Origin of the sequence: Sporolactobacillus putidus (assembly GCF_014647035.1) — a bacterium.
In the GTDB taxonomy this organism is placed as follows: domain Bacteria; phylum Bacillota; class Bacilli; order Bacillales; family Sporolactobacillaceae; genus Sporolactobacillus; species Sporolactobacillus putidus.
The window spans coordinates 1-19,214 of the sequence record NZ_BMOK01000011.1 but is presented as its reverse complement, the minus strand read 5'-3'; the positions used below and the strand labels follow the sequence as shown (position 1 = coordinate 19,214).

The window sequence follows — 19,214 nt, the reverse complement described above, 5'->3', positions numbered from 1 at the left end:
TTTTACATGTTTGTAAGCGCTTTTTAATTGCTGGTGTTCAAACTTGTTTTCCTTTGATCTGCCGCGTGGGGCGTTCGTGTTTTTTCGGGATACCGGCCTGCAGCAGGAAACTGCCGCCGTCATGTCCGACAACTTTTTTCATCTCTGCGGATGCTTGCAGCAGTTTTTCTAAATCGATTCCTGTTTCAATACCGGTCTCAGAGAACAGATACGCCAGATCTTCAGTGGCAACATTGCCGCTCGCGCCGGGGGCGTACGGGCAGCCGCCGAGTCCGGCCGCGGAACTGTCGAACTCGGTGATGCCCTGCTGAAGCGCGGCGAGGACATTGGCCTGCGCCAGACCGCGTGTATTGTGAAAGTGGGCCGAGAAAACGGCATCGGGAAAAAGCGTCTTCAGCTCGTCGAAATAGGCAAAAACCTGCTTTGGATTCGCCATGCCCGTTGTATCGGCCAGTGTGATTTCCCGGATGCCCAATTCCATATAGGCGCGAATCAGCCGCTTAACCTGCACCAATGGAACGTTGCCTTCATAGGGACATCCAAAGGCTACAGAAAGCGATCCGCTGGCTTTGATCCCGTTTTTTGCGGCGAATTCGGCGATCGAGCGGACCTTTACAAGCGCCTCATCGACCGTGCAGTTGGTGTTGGCGAGACTGTGCGCATCCGACGCAGACAGGATGCATTTCACCTCCTTTATGCCAACGCGGGCGGCGCGCGCTGCTCCTCTGACATTTGGGACAAGCGCGCGCAGCGCGATCCCCGGCAGGTCCCGGACGCGTTCGACGACTTCTTCCGCGTCTTTCAGTTGCGGAATAGCGAGCGGGTGGACAAAGGAAGTGACCTCCATCGACGAAATGCCTGACGCCTGCAGCAGATGAATCAGACGGACTTTATCATCTGTCGCAATCCATTTTTCCTCAGCCTGAAATCCGTCGCGCGTGGATACCTCGCAGAGCCGAACCTGCTTCGGCAGTACCATCCGGTTCATTAGATCACCCCTTTTTGGTGCAGCGCTTTCAGAGTTTCCCGTGGCAGGCCGAGTTCTCCGGTGAAAATCTCTTCGTTGTGCTCACCGAGTTCCGGCGCCCTGTGCCGTACGGCGCCCGGTGTTTTTGAAAATTTGGGGACGACGCCGGGGACTTTGATTTTGCCGAGCCGCGGATGCTCCACTTCAACGATGTTTTCCCTGGCCAGATACTGGGGGTCGCGGAAAATGTCTTCAATACTATAAATCGGGCTGACCGGCACGCCGTGGCTGTCAAGCAGATCGACGAGCGCTTTCTGGTCAAACTTCCGAATCCAGTCTGCTACGATTTTTTCCATATCCGGGTCGTGGGCGAGCCTGACCGAGTTGGTGCAATAACGCGGATCGGTCAGCATGTCTTCACGGCCCATGACCTCGGCCAGCCGGGCGAACGTCGAATCAGTGCTAGTGACGAGTACGACGTATTTGCCGTCCTTCGTTTCGAACGTCCCGGCCGGACTCGAATGGCCTTCGAGGCCCGGGCTTCTTCCCCGGATATAGCCAATCTGGTCGTACTCGGCGATGAGAAATTCCATCATCCGGATCATCGGTTCATAGAGGCCAAGCTCGGCGACCTGGCCTTCCGGATCGTGATTTTTTTCCTGATAAAAAAGGGCGCTCACCGCTGCGAAAGCCGCAAAGATACCGGCCAGATAGTCAAGCAGGGAAAATGAAGGCGTGACCGGCGGCCGGTCTTTATAGCCTTGCAGATAGGTGTAACCGCTGAAGGCTGTCGCCGGCGTTCCGAATCCCGCCTTGTTCCGGTAGGGCCCGGTCTGTCCATAGCCGGAAACGCGGACCATGATCAGTTTCGGATTGGCTTTTTTCAGTTCATCGTAGCCGAGCGACCACTTTTCAAGCGTGCCAGGACGAAAATTCTCGATCAGCACATCCGCTGTTTCCGTCAGTCGTTTGAACAGCTGTTTTCCCTCTTCAGATCGGATGTCGAGGGTGACCGATTTTTTATTGCGCGACATGCCCGGCCAGCGGAGTGTCTCATTGCCGTTCCACGGGCCGACATTCCTCAGCGTGTCGCCTTTACCCGGCAGCTCGATCTTGATGATTTCGGCACCGAGATCTCCGAGAAGCGATGCGCCGAACGGGGCAGCGATCATCGTTGAGACGTCCAGCACCCTTGTGCCGGTCAGCGGGCCGTTATTTTGTTTCATTTTTTTCCACCCCTCCTTCAGGAATCAGAATAAATCGGCGAAGGGCGCTCAGATGACTTCCGACGGCCTTGACAGCCAGATCCGTGTCGCGGTCAAGCAGCGCGTTCAGAATGGCTTCATGTTCCTGTAAATCTTCTGCCCGTCTCTTTCTTGAGAAAAGCGTCCATTTCCCGATTCGGCAAATCAGGTTCGCGTTCGCCTGCATCATCGAGACGAGGATGAAGTTGTGCGACGCCTGGGCAAGAGAAAGGTGGAAGTTCAGGGGCGTTTCGATTTTCTTCCCGGCTGTTTCAAAATCAGCCGTCGGATTTTCCAGATCCCGTTTTATTGCGGCAAGCTCCTGTTCAGTTGCCCTCTTGCAGACCAGTTCGACGATTTTCGGCTCCAGCGCCTCCCTCGCTTCGATGAAATGCAGCATCGCGTTTTTTTCAATGACGTCGGACGAGTTCAGATGGTAGGACATGACCATATCCTGATCGGAGTTCTGGATGAAACGTCCTCCGCCCTGTCTCGAAACCACGAGACCGTCCGCTTCCAGCACACGGAAAGCCTCGCGCACAGATGTCCGGCTGCATCCCAGATACCCGGCCATTGTTCTCTCACTCGGCAGTCGGTCGCCGGGCCTCAATTTTTTCTCATGGATCAGCTCCTTAATCTGGAAGATGATGTTTTCGTAAATCCGCTGACATCTGACTTCAGAGAAAAATGGCATGGCGACGCTCCTTCCTTCGCCATTGGGCCGCTGGGCAGCCCAATTCAACGTCAATCTATGACGCAGAACACCGCCTTATGAATGATTTGTGACAAAACGTTAGATGTAAGATGGGGGAGAAAAAAGGTAGGATTTTCAGATGAATCTCCGGGATGAAGAGTTTAAATGCCAGACTAGAGAAAATCAAAAAAGTTTTCGAAGCAGACTGGCCCTAATTCAGAGCAACCTTTCCGTAATTCGGAGCAGCATCAGACATTCAAAGTCATTTTCTTAGTAGACTCAGCGCATTATTCAATACCGATGTTATACTAAGATGAAAGTAATGATCCATCAGCTTGGATAGCGTGTCTTTAGTAGGAATCCAAGTTGTAAAAATAGTGGAGTGATTAATACAAATTCCAAGGCGGTTGGGTCCTGATCTGGTGCGATAATCATCAGAATCCGGGCGATAAACTCCGGAACTGGGATGATCGTTTTTCGTCATGGGAGCAATTGATCTGTGCTCCATAACGGTAGTTCGCTTAAAAAGCTCAACTATTTTTGAATATTCAAATAAAAGGAGCGATTCTATGGGCCGGATCGTTGGCGGCAAGACGATTGAGGAATGGAAAAGCGAGTTTCCTGTCATTCGGAAGATTATGGCGATGGACGAGGTGCTGTGGCCGAATCCGGAATACGGGGGGACGCCGGTTTCAGCGGAAGTTACAGCGGCGGATGTGGCCGACGCCGAACAGAGGCTGCTCCGTTTTGCTCCGTATATTGAAAGGGCATTTCCCGAGACGGTGAGTGCGCACGGCCTGATTGAATCGCCGCTTTATTCAGTTCCTGATATGAAGGATTTTCTGCAAACTTCGCGGCCCGTACCGATTCCCGGACGGCTGATGATGAAGGCAGACAGCGAGCTGCCGATTTCCGGGTCGATTAAGGCGCGGGGCGGGATCTACGAGGTGCTGAAAACGGCCGAGCGGCTGGCGATCGGCCGTGGCCTGCTGAAAGAGTCGGATAATTACTCGGTTCTTGCGAACGATTCCTTCAGAGCATTTTTTTCAAACTATGCAATCGCTGTCGGTTCAACCGGCAATCTTGGTCTGAGTATCGGCATTATGGCGGCGAAGCTCGGGTTTCACACCACGGTGCATATGTCGCGCGATGCCCGGCAATGGAAGAAGGATCTGCTGCGGGAAAAGGGGGCGGAGGTCAGAGAGTATGAGGCGGACTACAGTGTGGCTGTCGAAGAAGGGCGTAGGCAGGCTGCAAAGGATAGTCGCTGTCATTTTATTGATGATGAAAATTCGAAAGATCTATTTGTCGGCTACGCGACGGCCGGCAGCCGGCTGAAAAAACAGTTTCAGAAGGCCGGAATCGCAGTGGATGCCGGGCACCCGTTATTGGTTTACCTTCCGTGCGGAGTCGGCGGCGGCCCCGGCGGAGTGACGTTCGGCCTAAAGCACGTGTTTGGAGAAAATGTCCATGCCTTTTTTGTCGAGCCGACGCACTCGCCAAGCTTTTTGCTCGGACTGCTGACCGGGCTGCACGACCGGGTTTCAGTGAAGGATTTCGGACTGGATAACCGGACCGATGCGGACGGGCTCGCCGTGCCGAGAGCGTCTGCGTTTGTCGGAAAGGCGGCGGGGCACCTGATTTCAGGCTGCCTGACCGTAAGCGACCGTCGGCTTTTTCAGTTGCAGAAGGGGCTCGCCGATACGGAAAAACTGTGGGTCGAACCGTCTGCCGCGGCCGGAATAGCCGGGCCGCAAATACTCCTCGGCACAAAATCCGGACAAAATTATCTGAATGCGCATCGATTGACTGAGAAAACGGCCGGTGCCACGCATCTTTTCTGGGCGACAGGCGGGGGCATGGTGCCGCAAAAGATCCGGGATGCCGATTATGAAAAAGCTTCCCGGATCTGATGGTTGCCCGGACTGATAACTCCTTAATTCGGAGTGTCAGTCTTCTTCTTTTTTACTGACGTATTCATTGGGCATGCCGCTGCCGTCCGAATGATGGTTTTTTTCCTGGGCAAGACGGCCGTTGCGGTGTTCGCCGCTGTTTTCCCGAGACTTGAACTGGCGCTTGAATTCCTGCTCTTTGTTGACCATGGGATCCTCCTTTTCATAGCTGCCGGACACATTATTCTGGCACTGGAAAAGCGATTTTATGCATGAATCATCGTTTTTTTGATGGCAGCAGCGCTACAGACAGCTGTGTGTTTGTCGGAATCTGAATATGGCATATATAATTAGGGGATAAAGGAGATGATCGAAAATGAGCAGTGAGCTGCGGATGATGATACAGGCGATTGAAGAACGGGATGGACATGTCAAAGAAATGCGCGGCGACATCGATTCCGTACAGTGAAATATGCGCGGCGAAATGGATTCCCTGCACACAGAGCTTGAACAGGTAAAGCTTGAGCAGAAGAGTACGAACCAGAAAATTGACAATCTGCGCGACAGCCTGACCGATCAGATCGACCTGCTTCGCGAGGACACCTGGACGACGCGTTCAGAGGTGCAGAAGATTAAGCGAAAAGCAAAGGTGTAAATCCTGCAAGCTCCAACTTTAAGTTTTCCCCGAACACTTTATTTGTCCTGTGGATGTTTTTGTGTTCTATAAGAAGTATAAAATTTTTGCAGGATTATAGTATAAGCAACCGAACAGATCACCGTGTACTGCGGCATGTTCGGCATTAGGCCGTCCTGGCCCCCGCAACAAAGGCAACGCCCGCGCCAAAGGCTTGACGAAGCCAGTTTTCTAATCTGAATTTTGCTCAGTCTGCTTCCTTATCTTGAGTCCCGCTATTTATAAAGAAGAAAAATGATAAACGATTCCCCTTATGGCAATAAGTTCCCGCTGTTTCAAAAAATAATCTCATAAAAAAGCAGAACATATACGCTACAATAAAGGTAAACAGCTGAACAGTGATTATTCTGATTTTTCGATAATGATCGAGCGCAAGGTTTAAAATTCGGGCAGTCTGCTCGGCCTGCCGGAATATGAACTGTCTGCCAGACAGCGGATAAAATGGTCGCAATTCGAATCGGCCTTTGCGGTTTCCAGATTCAGAGAGCGGCTGCTGATCGAAGTCATGGCACATGTGCTGAGGGAGCCTTTCACGACTCGTTCTGAAGACGAAGGGCGGCAGGCAGATGATGAGCATCATTTTAAGATGCTGATCAGAGAAAAATTCCCAAGTCTTCAATTTCTAATCGATCAGGACGCCTGGAAGCTGCTTTACGATTGGTATTCGGAAGATGAGCAGGAGGCTTTGACTGGAATGAAGGCGATTGTGGCGGCGCTGACCTGCCTGCCGGAAAAGCCGGTACGTCTGCCTTTTTTTGCCCATCAGGTCACCGGAAATCCGCATACATTTGATACGGGCACTCGAACCGGAAAAATTTTTATCGATGTCCTGCAAAAGAAACGGGAGTCGGAGCGGCCGGATGAAAACTTGTCAAGAACGGAATTTTATAATGATCTTCTCCTCTCATTTAATCTCGTCCGTGACGATATTATGAATTTTGTTGCCGTGAACGGATTGCTCGGATGGACAAAGGGCCAGGTGCACCCGGTCTGGCAGGCTGCCGTCGATACCCGGATCAGCTGGAATGTTCCAGTCCGTCATTTGCTGGAAATCGAGGAGATAAGTCCTGCCCGGGGCAATGACGTGTATCTAGTTGAGAATTCAGGCGTCTACAGCACTTTTCTCGATGCCCGGCCGACTCTTCCACTCGTCTGCACGAACGGGCAGTTCCGGCTTGCGGCCTGGATGCTCCTCGACAAATTAGCTGCAAACGGATCCGTGCTGCATTATGCCGGTGATTTTGATCCCGAGGGGTTGCAGATGGCCGATCAGATCCTGAACCGATTTCCGGATCAGGTTCGTCTGTGGGGCATGGACCTTGCCCATTATTTATCCTCGATGCCCGCGGTTCCGATCAGCGGAAAGCGGCTGGTGAAGCTAAAGAACATCCGGTCGGATGAGCTAAGAGAGCTCGCCACTCAGATGCAAAGTATTAAGCGTGCCGGCTACCAGGAAGCAATATCACAGAAACTGTTGGACGAGATAGGATTACGGGGTAAGTAATACTCTCAATGAGAAAATCACGACAATAACAAGGCATCTGTCTCCATATCAGATTTAGGGCAGATGCCTTTTTGTAGATTAGAACAATTGTACGATTTGGGATTGGATGAATCACTAAACGAAAGCAAAGATAGATTAAGAAATTGGTAAGCGGTGAAAAAAGTGGGATTCCGATTACTTTTTCTTAGAGAAAAATTGGGATTTAATAAAATTTCTGCACATAAAATCAAAAACGAATCTATAAAAACTGGAGTAAATTTCATGAAATCATCAGTAAACTCATGAGAATCTACAGTAACGGCGGAAGAATCAACAGTAACTTTCGTAGAATCAACAGTAACCGTCGAAAAATCAACAGTAACTTCAGTAATATCAACAGTAACTGCCGCAGAATCAATAAGTGCGAAAGCAAAGAATTTTCATGCAATTTTTGGCCAGTAGAAAATCAGCTTTATAAATATTTATTCTTCAAAATCGAGGTAGTAAACCCTAGCTCTGTTTTCCCCGGAGAATTTTAATTTCATGGATTTTAGAATGTAATTTGCAGAAGAACCGGAGTCGAGCCTGAGGAATTTTCGACACCCTTTGTTTGTAATTTCTGAACCGAAAATGAGGTAATAATCATGTAGAGCGGCAATATGGGCGGTCATGGATTTTTTCCCGCAATTCGTGCAGAACCAGGTTTTTTTCTGACGTTGCATAGGAATCCGGCCGCAATAAGGACACATGACTCCGTGAATGATGTCGTCGGGTGTCATTAGTCCTGAACGGAACAGATCTGCTTTTCGCGGATGATGATTCTTTATCAGTTTTTTGGAGAGTGATCGGAGTTCTTTATTTGTTATTCCAGCGGGAAAACGCGATCGTGACTGTACGATTCTCTTTATTAGATTTGCCGGGCGTACAATTTTTTGAACACTTGGGTCATCCGGATTTGTTATCTGGAGAAATGCATTTGATGAGGTAAAGACGACGAATTCGATTACGGGTATTGAGAGGCCGCACCGTCTTGAAAGCCATACGATCAATTGATTCTTTAAATTCTCTGCCTGAGAGATCGGATCGTCGAATACATCCTGATTCTGATCAATCTCCCTGGCAAGCTGATTAAGTAGGTTGTCGATCGTAATCGTGCCAGCAATATTTTTTACTTCAAGCAAGGTAATAAAAGCTGGATGAAGAATGAGGCAGTCAACCTGAAAATAATGCTGGCCGTCGAACAGCCGGAGATCATGGAGAATGTGGTATTCATGATTAGGAAGGAAGCTGATAGGATAATCGATGGAGCGCTCGCCGTTGCAGCCCGCCATATATTTTTTGAGTTTTTCCTGAATTTCCTCGTATATTGGACCAGGACGCAATCTTACCGAAACAGCCTGGAGCTGTTGGACGTGAAGGGGGATTTTAAACGGTTTATGGATCATGACATCACCTCTGTTTATTAACATATTCGACAGGAATCCCTCGATTCCTCCTCCTCAGACAATCATTTCTGCAAACCAGCGATCTTGTTTAAAGCCTAACCCTGATAGACTATGCGAAAATTGAAATTGAACTTTGCGATGAGTACCAAGATACAAAACACACAGTAAAAATCAATGAAAAATACACCATGAAAAACTAAAAATGTACGACATAAAGCACTTTTTTAATAACAGCATCGTGAAAAAGTTCGCTTCGAATTGTTTTACGACCCCATAATCAACAGTAAATTCATAGAAATCTACAGTAACTAGGGAAGAATCAACAGTAACCGTCGAAAAATCAACAGTAACTACAGTAATATCAACAGTAACTGCCGCAGAATCAATAAGTGCGAATATACAGAGAACAAACGGGCATTTATCAGATGAAGAACTCATTCGGCGCTCAGTTTAAAACAAAAAAGGAGCCCGATTGCGCCCCTTTTTCACTCAATTCACGGGATACGGCTCAATCTGAAAATTGAACTTTTCAGATTGAGCCGCTCGGAGAATCTGTTTGCTCCACATCCAGTGTCTGAACAATATCGAGTGTTTCTTCGACCTCGATCACCCCTTTGACCGACTGGGCGATGGTACAGTTCGTGTAGACATGAGTAAACAGCCTCCGAAGCAGTTTTTCATCGAAGTTGTTTCCCTTAATGGTGACATGAACACCGACTTTGGTGATTGGATTCGGCTTTTCCTTAGCAGTCTCGCGTTCGGTTTCGATGGTCAGTTCGCTGTAATTGATGCCGCGGTTTGCCAGCAGTCTTCTAAATACAAGCCCGCTGCACGCGCCGATCGATGTTTCCAGGAGATCACCCGGTGTGAAATCACCTTCTTTATTAATATCCATGATCCCGTGGGGACTCATCAGTTGGAATCCCTTGTTATTGGCTTTCAGTGTCATAAGCTACTCCCCCTTTAATTTGAAATTATCAAGCTGTAATGATTTTGTCAAAAAGTGTGCTTTCTAACAGTGTCAGGAGAAAAAAATGAAGAATATACAAAAAATTCCTACAAAGCGAAGACCTATTTGCGTTATAATTGAAAAAATAATTATTAGAAAACGTGGCTTCGCCAAACCTTTGGCGAGAGACGGAGCCTTGGTTGTGGGGGCCAGAAAGGCTAATGCCGAACAGGCCACAGGAAATGGCGCTTATGTTCGGCCGATCATACTATAATCCTTAAAATTTTTCTGCTTTCTTATGGTACAAAACCGCTGATCCGGGGCTGGATTCTAAACGAAGGAGTTGAAGAAAAATATGCTGAGTCATCGCAAAGCTTTCTGGTTTTGGCTGGTGCTGATTGTTCTTGTCGCCGGAATGATTTACATGGGGTCGTCAATGTCTTACGCCCAGCAGGATATTCAACCTTTTTTGAAAGCCCATTTCCAGTGGAACTCGGAAACCTTTCCGAATATCACCTTCAATTATGGCGGTAAGCTGATCACTTCAAATGATCCTTACGCATTTTTCGAATTTCTTGTACGAAAGGCCGGTCATGTGTCGGAATACACTTTGCTCACATTTATGCTGATCAATTTGTTTTTTACGACGGTTATGCCGAGAATCTTGTCCTATCTGTGCGGCCCGGTAATCGCACTGATTTACGCAATGTCCGATGAATGGCATCAGACGTTTATCTCGGGACGGACGGGCCATCTTATTGATGTTCTAACGTTCGATCTAGCGGGAATTATGACGGCGCTAATGCTCGTTCTATTTCTGGATCTCTACTACCGCCTTCTGTACACCGGCAGTCGTGCTGCATCTCACGTTCATGTCGAATCTCATGTTTAATCAGGGCGCACCGTTAACTTTTCCATTCAGAACGCCGATAATTATAAGGGTAATACCGGAATCAGCAAGGTACGGATGGGTGAATCGGCGGTTTCGGCTGAGCTTGGAAAGGATGGATGTGTCATGGCTTTGAAACGTGATAAAAAGGCGGGGTCCCGCTTGAAAAGGGAGAATACGGGACTGCAGGCGAGGATTGTTCTGCCGTTTTCTGTGCTGATTATTTTGGCGGTTATTTTCACTTATATTTTGGGGTATTTCAAGCTGCTTCTTCCAGAGGCTGCGCTGCTGCTGATTGTACTTGGGCTGGCGTTCCTTGCTTCACGCCTGATTGCCGCTTCCTATGCCAAAAGGATCAACTGTATGAAACAGGCTGTGGAAAAAACGGAAAACGGCGACCTGGGTGTGCGGATTGACGGGCAGGGCGGTGACGAGCTGAGCGATCTTGCTGCCGGCATCAATCATATGATCGACTTGAACCGGGTGATGATTGAGCGCATTACTCGTGTTTCAGAAAAGGTGAGTGATGCGTCGCAGACTTTGGTGGCCAGTGTTGAAGAAAATACGGCTTCTTCCAATGAAGTGGGTTCAACTATGTCGGAAATTGCGGCCGGAGCCTCGAATCAGGCTGAACTGATGACCAAAAATAAGGAGGCCGCCGGTGTCATCGACCTGAAAATGGAAGACATCGCAAGACAAATCGATCTGATGAAAAAAGGCGCGGAAGACTTGATCCAGGTATCGGAGAGCAACACGCAATCCGTTGCCAAACTGAGGAATCATTCGGAAAGGACCATCTCCGCAACTGCGGACATCATCGATGCGATCGCTTTACTCGACAGCCGTTCGAAAAATGTCGGACGGATACTCGAGACCATTTCCGAGATAGCCTCCCAGACCAATCTGCTGGCGCTTAATGCGGCTATTGAAGCGGCCCGCGCGGGAGAACAGGGCAAGGGATTCGCCGTTGTCGCCGATGAGGTTCGGAAACTGTCCAATCAGACCGATAAAGCGCTGCAGGAGATTTCCGATCTGCTCGCAGGCATTCAGAAAGATACAGAGAATACGGTAACCTTTGCCGGGAATACGAGCAAGGTGCTGGAAGAGCAGTTTGTTGTCGTCAGCAATTTTGAAAAAGCGGCAAAGAGGATTGCGCAAGCCGTGAGCGGCAACAATGAGCGAATTGCCAGTATTGTCGCATCGGTTGGCGACATGCTGAAGGAAAATAAGGCGGTTAAGGAAAATATCGACGGAATGACCGAGATCAGTGAACAGACGGCTGCCGGCACCGAGGAAGTGACCGCTTCGATTGAGGAACAAACGGCGGGCCTGGAACAACTGTCCCGGCTTGCGGCGAATCTTGAAAATGATGCTGCCGGTCTTCGCAAGGACTTGGAGAAATATCAACTCTCATAAAAAAATCAGTCTCATTCTGACTATACGGCTGGGACTGGTTGTTTTTTTCTATTTTATAGCCATTCAGGAGAATACATATAAGAGTGAGGACAAAGAGCATGGAGAAAGATAAGGAGCATTCTAAGAAAAAACAGACAGAAAGTTCGGTGGACAGGAAAACTCGAACCGGGACTATTTTGAAAAAGATAGGCGGGGGAGCTGCAAGATTTTTTTCCAAAATGGAAGAGAGGCTTGAGCGTTCATTTCTTGGAAAATATATGCCCGACAGATTGTTTATGGCTTTCAGCCTGAGAAAGCAGCTGCTTATTCCTTTTGTCACAACCATCGTGTTTTTCGGCCTTGTCGGAGGTGCGTTCAGCTATTTTTACGGAACGATGATGACGACGGATGATCTGGCACAATCGACGATGACCCAGCTGAAAACCGTCAATGCGAACTTTGAAACGTTGTTTGACGACGCACAGGCAGTGACCGGCCAGGTTGCGTTGAGCGACAGGCTGGCAAACCCCGAGGCCAATATTTATGCGATTAATCAGGATTTCCAGAATGTGATCTCTTCCAACAAGATGTATCAGGCGCTCACGTTCGCTTCAGCCGACAAGACGGTGGTCCGCGCCCCAATTTATTATTACGACAAAACTTATGATCCGACCAAAGACTCTTGGTACAGGCTTGGGGCACAGGGAAAAGGCAATTTCGTATGGATGAACCCCTATACTGACGACGTCACGCAGCAGAGCGTGGTCAGTGTCGCCCAAGCTATCATGGATCAAGGAAAAGTAAAGGGTGTCGTCAAGCTTGATTTCTTTCTTTCGACGATCGTGAACCAAGTCCGCGGAACGAAATTCGGGGACTCGGGTTACGCGGCTTTGCTGAATAAGTCGGGAACATATATAGCGGCTCCGAAGAATTCTGAGATTGGTACTAATGCCGCGAAACAGCCTTTTTATCAAGAAATGAAAAAGATGGGCCGGAGCGGGATGTTCTATGCGACAGTCGACGGCCAGCAAAAACTAATTTGCTTTGAAAAAAATCAAACGACCGGCTGGACCCTCCTGGGCGTCATCAATAAGAGCGAAATTTCAAACAAGGCAAATCTGATCACTCTGCCATCTGTGGTGACAGTCCTGATTATTCTGATCGTTGCCATTACGCTTACAAACTATTTGCTTAAAAAAATGGCCATCCGTATCAGAAGAATTGAGGAAGCTGCCAAGCAAGTGGAAGAGGGGGATCTTACCGTATTCATTCCTGTAACGGGGAAGGACGAACTGGCTGAACTGACAGGAAGCATTAACCAGATGGCCAGGGCGAACAGGGAAGCTTTCAAAAAAATGAGCGAAGTGGCGCGTCAGATCACGGGGGCTTCCCAGACGCTGGTCGCAAGCGTGGAAGAAAATACGGCATCGGCTAATGAAGTTAGTGCGACCGTCAATGAGATCGCAAGAGGTGCTTCCGATCAGTCGAAGTCCATTGACGAGAGTCTGGCTTCCCTGCAGTCGCTGGTCGACACAGTCAGAAGAATGGATGCGAGAAGCAAGGAAGTTCTTCAGGGAGCGGATCAGATGACCGCGTCATCGCTGGGCGGCAAAGAAAAGCTGAAGCATTTGTCGGTTCAGTCGAGAGCATCGGCGGATACGACCGGGCAGATCATATCGGCCGTGTCACAGCTTGAGAGACATGTCGCTAAAATCGATGAAATCGTTGATGTTCTGGGCGGTATTGCCCGGCGGACTAATCTGCTGTCACTGAACGCCAGTATCGAAGCCGCGCACGCGGGCGAACATGGAAAAGGTTTTTCTGTAGTCGCCGACGAGATTCGCAAACTCGCACAACAAACCAATCAGTCTCTGAAACATGTCACCGAAATGGTTAAAGAAATGAATGAGCAAACCAGAAATACCGTTGAACTCTGTGAGGAGACAAACAGGGTGGTAGAGGCTCAGGGTGAAGCGGTTGAGGAGACGAACCGAGCTTTCGAGGAAATCGACCGGACGATTGAAGCGAACGTCAAAGGCATCCAAGGCATTGCGGACGCCATCCGCAAGACGGAAGCCAATATCGAGCGGATCAGTAAAGGATCGCAGATGATTGCTTCGACCAGCGAGGAAACGGCGGCCAGCACGGAAGAAGTCAGCGCCTCTGTCGAGGAAGAGAACGCCGCCATGGAAGAACTCAATAAACTTGCAGGCGAATTGGATCAGCAGGCCCGACAGATGCGGGAAGCAATCGAACGTTTTAAAATCTGAAGATCCAGTTGAAAGTGAGTAAGGAATACAGTTAAACTTAACTGTAGAATACACATTAATTAAAAAGGCCATGAACGGAGCGTTCCGTTTCATGGCCTTTCGTTATTGGCCGGCCTTTTAGGACAGCTGCTGATAACTAATCTTGCTTTAAATGGCCCAGTTCCCCTTCCTGAAAATGGGAACCCATTGGCCGTCCGATGTTTCGCCATCGATGTCCAGTTTATCGGAGCCGATCATGAAATCGACGTGGGTCAGGCTGGTGTTGGCGCCTGCGGCGGCGAGCGCTTCTTCGCTCATCTGCCGTCCGCCCCGATAGTTGAACGGGAATGATGCGCCGATCGCCAGGTGGCAGGACGCGTTCTCATCGAAAAGCGTATTGAAGAAAATCAGATTGGTTTCCGAAATCGGTGAATGATGCGGCACAAGCGAAACTTCGCCGAGATAATGAGATCCATCGTCGGTCTCGATAATTTTTCTGAGAGCATCAAGTCCTTTTTCAGCAGCGAAATCAACGATCCGTCCGTCCTTGAATTTGAGGGAGAAACGGTCGATTAGATTGCCGCCGTTGTTCAGCGGCTTCGTGCTGGACACCGTACCGTTGACTCCGGTTTTCAATGGCATGGTAAATATTTCTTCAGTCGGTATATTCGGCTGGAAGGGCGTTCCTTTTCCGTTCGTCATGCCGCCGCCCACCCAGAGGTGTTCCGCAGGAAGCTCAATGGTCAGGTCCGTTCCCGGCGCTTTATAATGCAGTCTTCTGAACCGCTTTTCATTAAAAGAGTTTAGCTTGTCTGTCAGTGAATGGATGTGTTCTTTCCAAGCTTGTTCCGGGTCGTCCCTGTCCGAACGAGTGATTGTGAAAATCTGTTTCCAGAGCGCTTCAATCCGTTCCTTTTCGCCGAGACCGGGAAATATTTTTGCCGACCAGGCAGCGGTCGGAACGGACACAATAGTCCAGCTGACCTTCGCGCTGATTTTGGCGTTGGTAAACTTTTTGTTTGCTATGGCGGCCGTCTTCCGGGCCTTAGCCACGCGCTCCGGATCAACGCCCTTCAACAATTCCGGATTTGGTGAAAGGATGTAAAGGAAGGCGGCATTGCTGTCGGCCAGTTCACGATAAGTATGGGCGCGCCAATCAGGAAATTGTTCAAACGCTTCATCCGGTGCCAGGTCGTATGTGATTCGTGTCACGGCTTCGTCCGACCACTCGACGTAGACGTTTTTCGCACCGGCTTCGTAGGCTTTACAAACCGTTTTCCGGACAAAATCGAGGGCTTCGACCGGAGCAAAAATCATCACGTCCTGTCCTTTTTGAACATTCAGCCCGATAGCGACAGTGATATCGGCGTAGTTGTCAAGTAACTTCTCAAAATTTTCCATGCACAGGCCTCCCCGAGAAATCAGTATCTTAAGTGTGTTCAAAAAGCCGTGAAAAAACTCTTTTCATACAGGAACAGCGGTGATTGTCCGAATTTCGAATGAGGACTGCCTGACAAAACTCCGGGTTCCTCGTTTATCCTCAGAAATACCACAGCATTTTTTTGAACACAAATGACTAAGTTTCATTTTATCACAGCTTGTATGGGAGAACGACCCGCAGGCTTTGCACTCGTCAACCGTTCGTCCGCTCTGAAAAGCGCAAGGGGAAAGTGGTGCAAATTTAAAATTAGGGCGGTCCGAATCGCGGCGTTCGCATAGGATGATAGAGAAATGGGCATGGAGGTGATGAAGGGCATGGGTGCTCCGGTTGGATACGGGTATGGCTCAGGTTTTGCACTGATCGTTGTACTTTTCATTCTCTTGATCATTATTGGTGCAACCTGGGTATATTAATCGTTAAGGGACCCGGCATGATACAACATGTATCGTGCCGGTCTGTTTTTTTATGATTGTCCATCTTGCTTATCCAAGTCGGCAAAATACGTCCCTAATTTTCGATAAAGAATGAATCACTAAAGATCATTACCCGTTCTGTCAAAATGGAGCGGTCAGAGCAGGTTAAAAAATCCGGATTAAGTTCAGATTATTCACGTTTATTGATTTCAGGCTGTTTACTGTTGATTATTTGAGCGTTACTGATGATTCTCTGCCACTTACTGATGATTCTTAACCGGTTACCGTTGATTCCCCGCTCTTTACTGACGATTGCCCGACTGTGTGCCGGGCATGACCCGGACAAGTTTTGCATAAAGTGGAAGAAGGGCGCTAAGCAAATGATACAGCACGTACATAGACAGACGATTATACCGGTAATGCGGAGCGCGGGGAGTGTGCTGAATGATCAAAAAATTAATCAGTGTTCTTCAGGTGGCTTCGGCGTTTATCGGGACGATTGTTGGCGCGGGTTTTGCGTCAGGAAAGGAAATTATTCAATTTTTCACCCAATACCAGATCAATGGAACGCTTGGCGCTATTTTCAGCGGGGTACTGATGACGTGGGCAGGCACTAAGATGATGATTTATGCCCGGCGAATCGGCGCCTATTCATTTAACGAATTGGTCATCCATATTTTTGGTGAACGATTGGGAACGGCTATTCAGGCACTGGTATTCTTCGTGATTCTCGGGATTACCGGCGTCATGCTTGCCGGTGCCGGCGCCGTTTTTCAGGAGCAGCTTGACTGGCACAGACAAATCGGTATTGTACTGGCGCTGGTGGTCAGCTTTCTTTTTTTATTAAAAGGAATTCGCGGTCTTCTCTGGATCAATACGCTCGTCGTGCCGATGCTGGCGGCTTTCGTGCTGACTGTTTTTCTCGGACGCGGTGCCGCGCCGGACGCGGTTTGGCTGACTGGAAATATCAAATGGTTGCCAGCCGCCCTGAGCTATGCTTCCTTCAATATGCTGACTGCGCTTGTTGTCCTTGTTCCGCTTGCAAAGGAGACGGAGGATGAGACGGTGCTTTGGCTCGGCGGCCTGCTTGGCGGAGCGGGTCTCGGGCTGATCCTTATCCTGGCCCATTTTCTTCTGCTCGGTGCCCCTGAGTCTGCCGGATTTGAGATGCCGATGGCAGACATCGTCAGGCATTTTGGTCCTCTCATCCACATTGGGTTCGTCGCCGTGATCTTTGGCGAGATTCTCACCACTTTTATCGGGAACATCTTCGGCCTCGCGCGTCAGCTGCGAAGCACATTTCCTTTGATCCCCAATATGCGCGCGGCTATATTTATTCTCTTTATCGGTGCGTTCCTCATCAGCCAGGCAGGGTACGGATCCCTGATCCGGACCCTCTATCCACTTTTTGGCGTCCTCTGTGTTGCCATTGTTCTTTGCATGCTTTGGATCAGGCTTCCAAAGAGGGGGAACGGAGGAGACTGAACTTTCCGGCAGGCGTCATTTTTCAGGATTTGTTGATAAAAAACATCGATTTTCACTGTTTCCATTCCCGTCTCTTCCGAAACAGGACGATTCTTGCCGGTGCACTATCGTCTTATGCGAAAAGGGAACCTCCAAAAAAGGTCCTCTCATCCGGTCCGCATCAACGGTTTCAGGATAAAATCAGTCGGTTCTGGAAAATTGCCGCTCCCTTTTTTTGATCCGTTTCACAACATGAAGCCGTCTTGCCTCTTATTTGTTAAATTAATTGAAAACGTTTTAATGTAAAAATGAAAATAAATTTACCATTTTTCGATTGCAATTTATGCATAAATGGCGTATGTTGATTTTAGCAGATGTGTTGCATGAGGGAAACAAATATTCACAAAGCGAATAGGAGATGATGAAATGCCGGAACGAAGTGATGGGCGAATACGTGCCCCTCTGACGGAGAGCGGCGAAGTTCTTGCCGGTGCGCTGCCGAAGAAGGCGGGCGGTCATGCACAGTCGCTGCAGATGGCATTAGGAAAAGCCAGGGGATGGAAACAGCTGATGCCGTTTATTGGCCCTGCATTCATCGCTGCCGTTGCCTATATCGACCCGGGCAACTACGCGACCAACATTCAGAGCGGTTCACAGTACGGATACCTGCTTCTTTGGGTCGTGGTCCTTTCCAATTTAATGGCCATCCTGATTCAGACGCTGTCGGCAAAAATCGGCATAGCCACCGGATATAATCTGCCTGAAATATTGCGTGACCGCTGGCCGAAGGGTGTTTCGATCTTTTACTGGATCCAGGGCGAAATTATGGTCATGGCGACCGATCTGGCCGAGTTCATTGGTGCAGCCGTCGGATTTAACCTCGTTTTCGGTATCCCGATGCTGCCGGCCGCAATTCTGACCGGTCTGTGCACCATTGTGATTCTTGCCTTTCAGATCAGGGGGGTCCGTTCTCTTGAAATGGCTATCGCCGCGATGGTTTTTGTCATTGTCATCGCCTTCAGCTGTGAAATTGTGTTTTCAGCGCCTGCACTAGCTCCGCTGATGGCCGGGTTTGTGCCGCATTTTCAGGGAACGAACAGTATTTTGCTTGCTGCCGGCATTCTGGGGGCGACCGTTATGCCCCACGCCATTTACATGCACTCAGGGCTGACGTGCAGAAGAGTCATTGGCCGAACGCCGGAAGAAAGGAAAAAGATCTTTCACTTTGAACTGGCTGATATTTTGATTGCCATGGTCATCGCCGGTGCAATTAATGCGATTATGCTCGCCGTCGCCGCTTCAACTTTTTACGGACACATCGTCATTTCCGACCTGAATGTGGCTTTTAAACAATTCGGTGTCTTTATCGCGCCGAGCGCGGCGATTCTGTTCGGCGTCGGTCTTCTTGCCGCCGGGCTGTCGAGTTCTTCGGTCGGCACGCTGGCCGGCGATATCATGATGCAAGGTTTTATCCACAAACGCGTTCCGGTCTTTCTGAGACGGGTTTGTTCCATGATTCCGCCGCTGGCCGTGATTATCTCCGGGGCGAACGCGACGAACGCACTGGTCATGAGCCAGGTTGTCCTGTCCTTCGGGATCGCGCTGGCCATTATTCCACTCGTCATTTTTACGAACAATAAGCAGATCATGGGGAACCTGGTCAACCACAAAATCACGACCGTGCTCGCATGGCTGGTAGCCGGTGTCGTGATCGCGCTAAATGTCTTTTTACTTTATCAGACGTTTGCCGGTCAATGATCGAAAAATCCACTGGGGCAAAGCCTTACCAGGGGCGCTGTTTATTAAAAAACAAAATAAAAATCAGAAAACAGATTCCACACATCGGAGTCTGTTTTTATTTGACTGGGACGGGAACTTTCGCCGAAGAGCGACGGCCGCAGCCCCATTTAAAGGGGGACAATTAAACCTATGTGTAAAATGTTTCTCGGTGGATGAATCAGGCTAGGCGGCGTTGGGGGGAGCGGCGTGCCGCTC

Annotated in this window: 16 protein-coding genes; 9 read left to right on the top strand and 7 right to left on the bottom strand. The window is 49.2% G+C overall.

Annotated elements, in window-relative coordinates; genetic code table 11:
* Window positions 1-37: 37 nt before the first annotated feature.
* From IEX81_RS12105 to IEX81_RS12095, 3 genes are read right to left on the bottom strand one after another with little or no spacing between them, the layout of a single operon-like run.
* On the bottom strand, window positions 38-988 hold the full coding sequence (locus IEX81_RS12105) for a hydroxymethylglutaryl-CoA lyase (RefSeq protein WP_188803681.1): 951 nt from the start codon (window positions 986-988) through the stop codon (window positions 38-40).
* A complete protein-coding gene (locus IEX81_RS12100; protein WP_188803678.1) occupies window positions 988-2,193 on the bottom strand; it encodes a CaiB/BaiF CoA transferase family protein in 1,206 nt (401 codons plus the stop codon). The genes IEX81_RS12105 and IEX81_RS12100 overlap by 1 nt, the downstream gene beginning before the upstream one ends.
* Window positions 2,180-2,905, bottom strand: coding sequence for a FadR/GntR family transcriptional regulator (locus tag IEX81_RS12095; RefSeq protein ID WP_188803676.1), 726 nt, complete (start codon window positions 2,903-2,905; stop codon window positions 2,180-2,182). Before IEX81_RS12095 ends, IEX81_RS12100 begins: the two co-directional genes overlap by 14 nt.
* 569 nt (window positions 2,906-3,474) lie before the next feature.
* On the opposite strand from IEX81_RS12095, the gene dsdA reads away from it, so the two are divergent.
* The gene (gene dsdA / locus IEX81_RS12090; protein ID WP_188803674.1) at window positions 3,475-4,818 is read left to right on the top strand and encodes a D-serine ammonia-lyase; all 1,344 of its coding nucleotides are present in this window, start codon (window positions 3,475-3,477) and stop codon (window positions 4,816-4,818) included.
* A gap of 36 nt (window positions 4,819-4,854) precedes the next feature.
* Here dsdA and IEX81_RS12085 read toward each other — a convergent pair whose 3' ends face one another.
* Complete coding sequence (locus IEX81_RS12085) at window positions 4,855-5,007, bottom strand: hypothetical protein (RefSeq protein WP_188803672.1); 153 nt, start codon at window positions 5,005-5,007, stop codon at window positions 4,855-4,857.
* Window positions 5,008-5,281: 274 nt separating this feature from the next.
* Between IEX81_RS12085 and IEX81_RS12080 the strand changes: the two genes are divergently transcribed.
* Together IEX81_RS12080 and IEX81_RS12075 are read left to right on the top strand one after the other, a co-directional pair.
* On the top strand, window positions 5,282-5,452 hold the full coding sequence (locus IEX81_RS12080) for a hypothetical protein (RefSeq protein WP_188803670.1): 171 nt from the start codon (window positions 5,282-5,284) through the stop codon (window positions 5,450-5,452).
* 433 nt (window positions 5,453-5,885) lie between these two features.
* Window positions 5,886-6,995, top strand: coding sequence for a DUF2399 domain-containing protein (locus tag IEX81_RS12075; RefSeq protein ID WP_308424086.1), 1,110 nt, complete (start codon window positions 5,886-5,888; stop codon window positions 6,993-6,995).
* A 461-nt stretch (window positions 6,996-7,456) separates the two neighbouring features.
* Here the strand turns inward: IEX81_RS12075 and IEX81_RS12070 are convergent, their stop codons facing one another.
* Both IEX81_RS12070 and IEX81_RS12065 read right to left on the bottom strand, forming a co-directional pair.
* On the bottom strand, window positions 7,457-8,419 hold the full coding sequence (locus IEX81_RS12070; protein WP_188803666.1) for a nuclease-related domain-containing protein: 963 nt from the start codon (window positions 8,417-8,419) through the stop codon (window positions 7,457-7,459).
* Between the two features lie 529 nt (window positions 8,420-8,948).
* Window positions 8,949-9,368, bottom strand: coding sequence for an OsmC family protein (locus IEX81_RS12065; protein WP_188803664.1), 420 nt, complete (start codon window positions 9,366-9,368; stop codon window positions 8,949-8,951).
* 355 nt (window positions 9,369-9,723) lie between these two features.
* Here IEX81_RS12065 and IEX81_RS12060 point away from each other — a divergent pair, with 355 nt between their 5' ends.
* The 3 genes from IEX81_RS12060 to IEX81_RS12050 all read left to right on the top strand — a co-directional run bounded on the left by IEX81_RS12060 (window position 9,724) and on the right by IEX81_RS12050 (window position 13,922).
* A complete protein-coding gene (locus tag IEX81_RS12060) occupies window positions 9,724-10,260 on the top strand; it encodes a VanZ family protein (RefSeq protein WP_188803662.1) in 537 nt (178 codons plus the stop codon).
* A gap of 123 nt (window positions 10,261-10,383) precedes the next feature.
* Window positions 10,384-11,673 (top strand): methyl-accepting chemotaxis protein, encoded by a 1,290-nt coding sequence (locus IEX81_RS12055; RefSeq protein WP_188803660.1) that lies wholly within the window; start codon window positions 10,384-10,386, stop codon window positions 11,671-11,673.
* 98 nt (window positions 11,674-11,771) lie between these two features.
* A complete protein-coding gene (locus tag IEX81_RS12050; RefSeq protein WP_229727597.1) occupies window positions 11,772-13,922 on the top strand; it encodes a methyl-accepting chemotaxis protein in 2,151 nt (716 codons plus the stop codon).
* Window positions 13,923-14,069: 147 nt separating this feature from the next.
* On the opposite strand, the gene IEX81_RS12045 is transcribed toward IEX81_RS12050, so the two are convergent.
* On the bottom strand, window positions 14,070-15,302 hold the full coding sequence (locus IEX81_RS12045; RefSeq protein WP_188803658.1) for an aminopeptidase: 1,233 nt from the start codon (window positions 15,300-15,302) through the stop codon (window positions 14,070-14,072).
* 354 nt (window positions 15,303-15,656) lie between these two features.
* Between IEX81_RS12045 and IEX81_RS12040 the strand changes: the two genes are divergently transcribed.
* The 3 genes from IEX81_RS12040 (at window position 15,657) to IEX81_RS12030 (ending at window position 18,977) form a co-directional block, all read left to right on the top strand.
* Entirely contained in the window at window positions 15,657-15,755 is a 99-nt protein-coding gene (locus tag IEX81_RS12040; RefSeq protein WP_188803804.1) for a YjcZ family sporulation protein, read from the top strand.
* Window positions 15,756-16,199: 444 nt separating this feature from the next.
* Window positions 16,200-17,240: a YkvI family membrane protein gene (locus IEX81_RS12035; RefSeq protein ID WP_188803656.1), complete on the top strand. Its 1,041-nt coding sequence runs from the start codon at window positions 16,200-16,202 to the stop codon at window positions 17,238-17,240.
* 513 nt (window positions 17,241-17,753) lie between these two features.
* Window positions 17,754-18,977 (top strand): Nramp family divalent metal transporter, encoded by a 1,224-nt coding sequence (locus IEX81_RS12030; RefSeq protein WP_229727602.1) that lies wholly within the window; start codon window positions 17,754-17,756, stop codon window positions 18,975-18,977.
* The last annotated feature ends 237 nt before the right edge of the window (window positions 18,978-19,214 follow it).

What these genes read in the sequence shown, in the direction of transcription:
- IEX81_RS12040 (WP_188803804.1), top strand. Translation starts at nt 15,657, where the DNA reads ATGGGTGCTCCGGTTGGATACGGGTATGGCTCAGGTTTTGCACTGATC.
- IEX81_RS12080 (WP_188803670.1), top strand. Translation starts at nt 5,282, where the DNA reads ATGGATTCCCTGCACACAGAGCTTGAACAGGTAAAGCTTGAGCAGAAG.
- IEX81_RS12045 (WP_188803658.1), bottom strand. Translation starts at nt 15,302, where the DNA reads ATGGAAAATTTTGAGAAGTTACTTGACAACTACGCCGATATCACTGTC.
- IEX81_RS12055 (WP_188803660.1), top strand. Translation starts at nt 10,384, where the DNA reads ATGGCTTTGAAACGTGATAAAAAGGCGGGGTCCCGCTTGAAAAGGGAG.
- IEX81_RS12050 (WP_229727597.1), top strand. Translation starts at nt 11,772, where the DNA reads ATGGAGAAAGATAAGGAGCATTCTAAGAAAAAACAGACAGAAAGTTCG.
- IEX81_RS12030 (WP_229727602.1), top strand. Translation starts at nt 17,754, where the DNA reads ATGGCATTAGGAAAAGCCAGGGGATGGAAACAGCTGATGCCGTTTATT.
- IEX81_RS12085 (WP_188803672.1), bottom strand. Translation starts at nt 5,007, where the DNA reads ATGGTCAACAAAGAGCAGGAATTCAAGCGCCAGTTCAAGTCTCGGGAA.
- IEX81_RS12060 (WP_188803662.1), top strand. Translation starts at nt 9,724, where the DNA reads ATGCTGAGTCATCGCAAAGCTTTCTGGTTTTGGCTGGTGCTGATTGTT.
- IEX81_RS12100 (WP_188803678.1), bottom strand. Translation starts at nt 2,193, where the DNA reads ATGAAACAAAATAACGGCCCGCTGACCGGCACAAGGGTGCTGGACGTC.
- IEX81_RS12105 (WP_188803681.1), bottom strand. Translation starts at nt 988, where the DNA reads ATGAACCGGATGGTACTGCCGAAGCAGGTTCGGCTCTGCGAGGTATCC.
- IEX81_RS12070 (WP_188803666.1), bottom strand. Translation starts at nt 8,419, where the DNA reads ATGATCCATAAACCGTTTAAAATCCCCCTTCACGTCCAACAGCTCCAG.
- IEX81_RS12065 (WP_188803664.1), bottom strand. Translation starts at nt 9,368, where the DNA reads ATGACACTGAAAGCCAATAACAAGGGATTCCAACTGATGAGTCCCCAC.
- IEX81_RS12095 (WP_188803676.1), bottom strand. Translation starts at nt 2,905, where the DNA reads ATGCCATTTTTCTCTGAAGTCAGATGTCAGCGGATTTACGAAAACATC.
- dsdA (WP_188803674.1), top strand. Translation starts at nt 3,475, where the DNA reads ATGGGCCGGATCGTTGGCGGCAAGACGATTGAGGAATGGAAAAGCGAG.
- IEX81_RS12035 (WP_188803656.1), top strand. Translation starts at nt 16,200, where the DNA reads ATGATCAAAAAATTAATCAGTGTTCTTCAGGTGGCTTCGGCGTTTATC.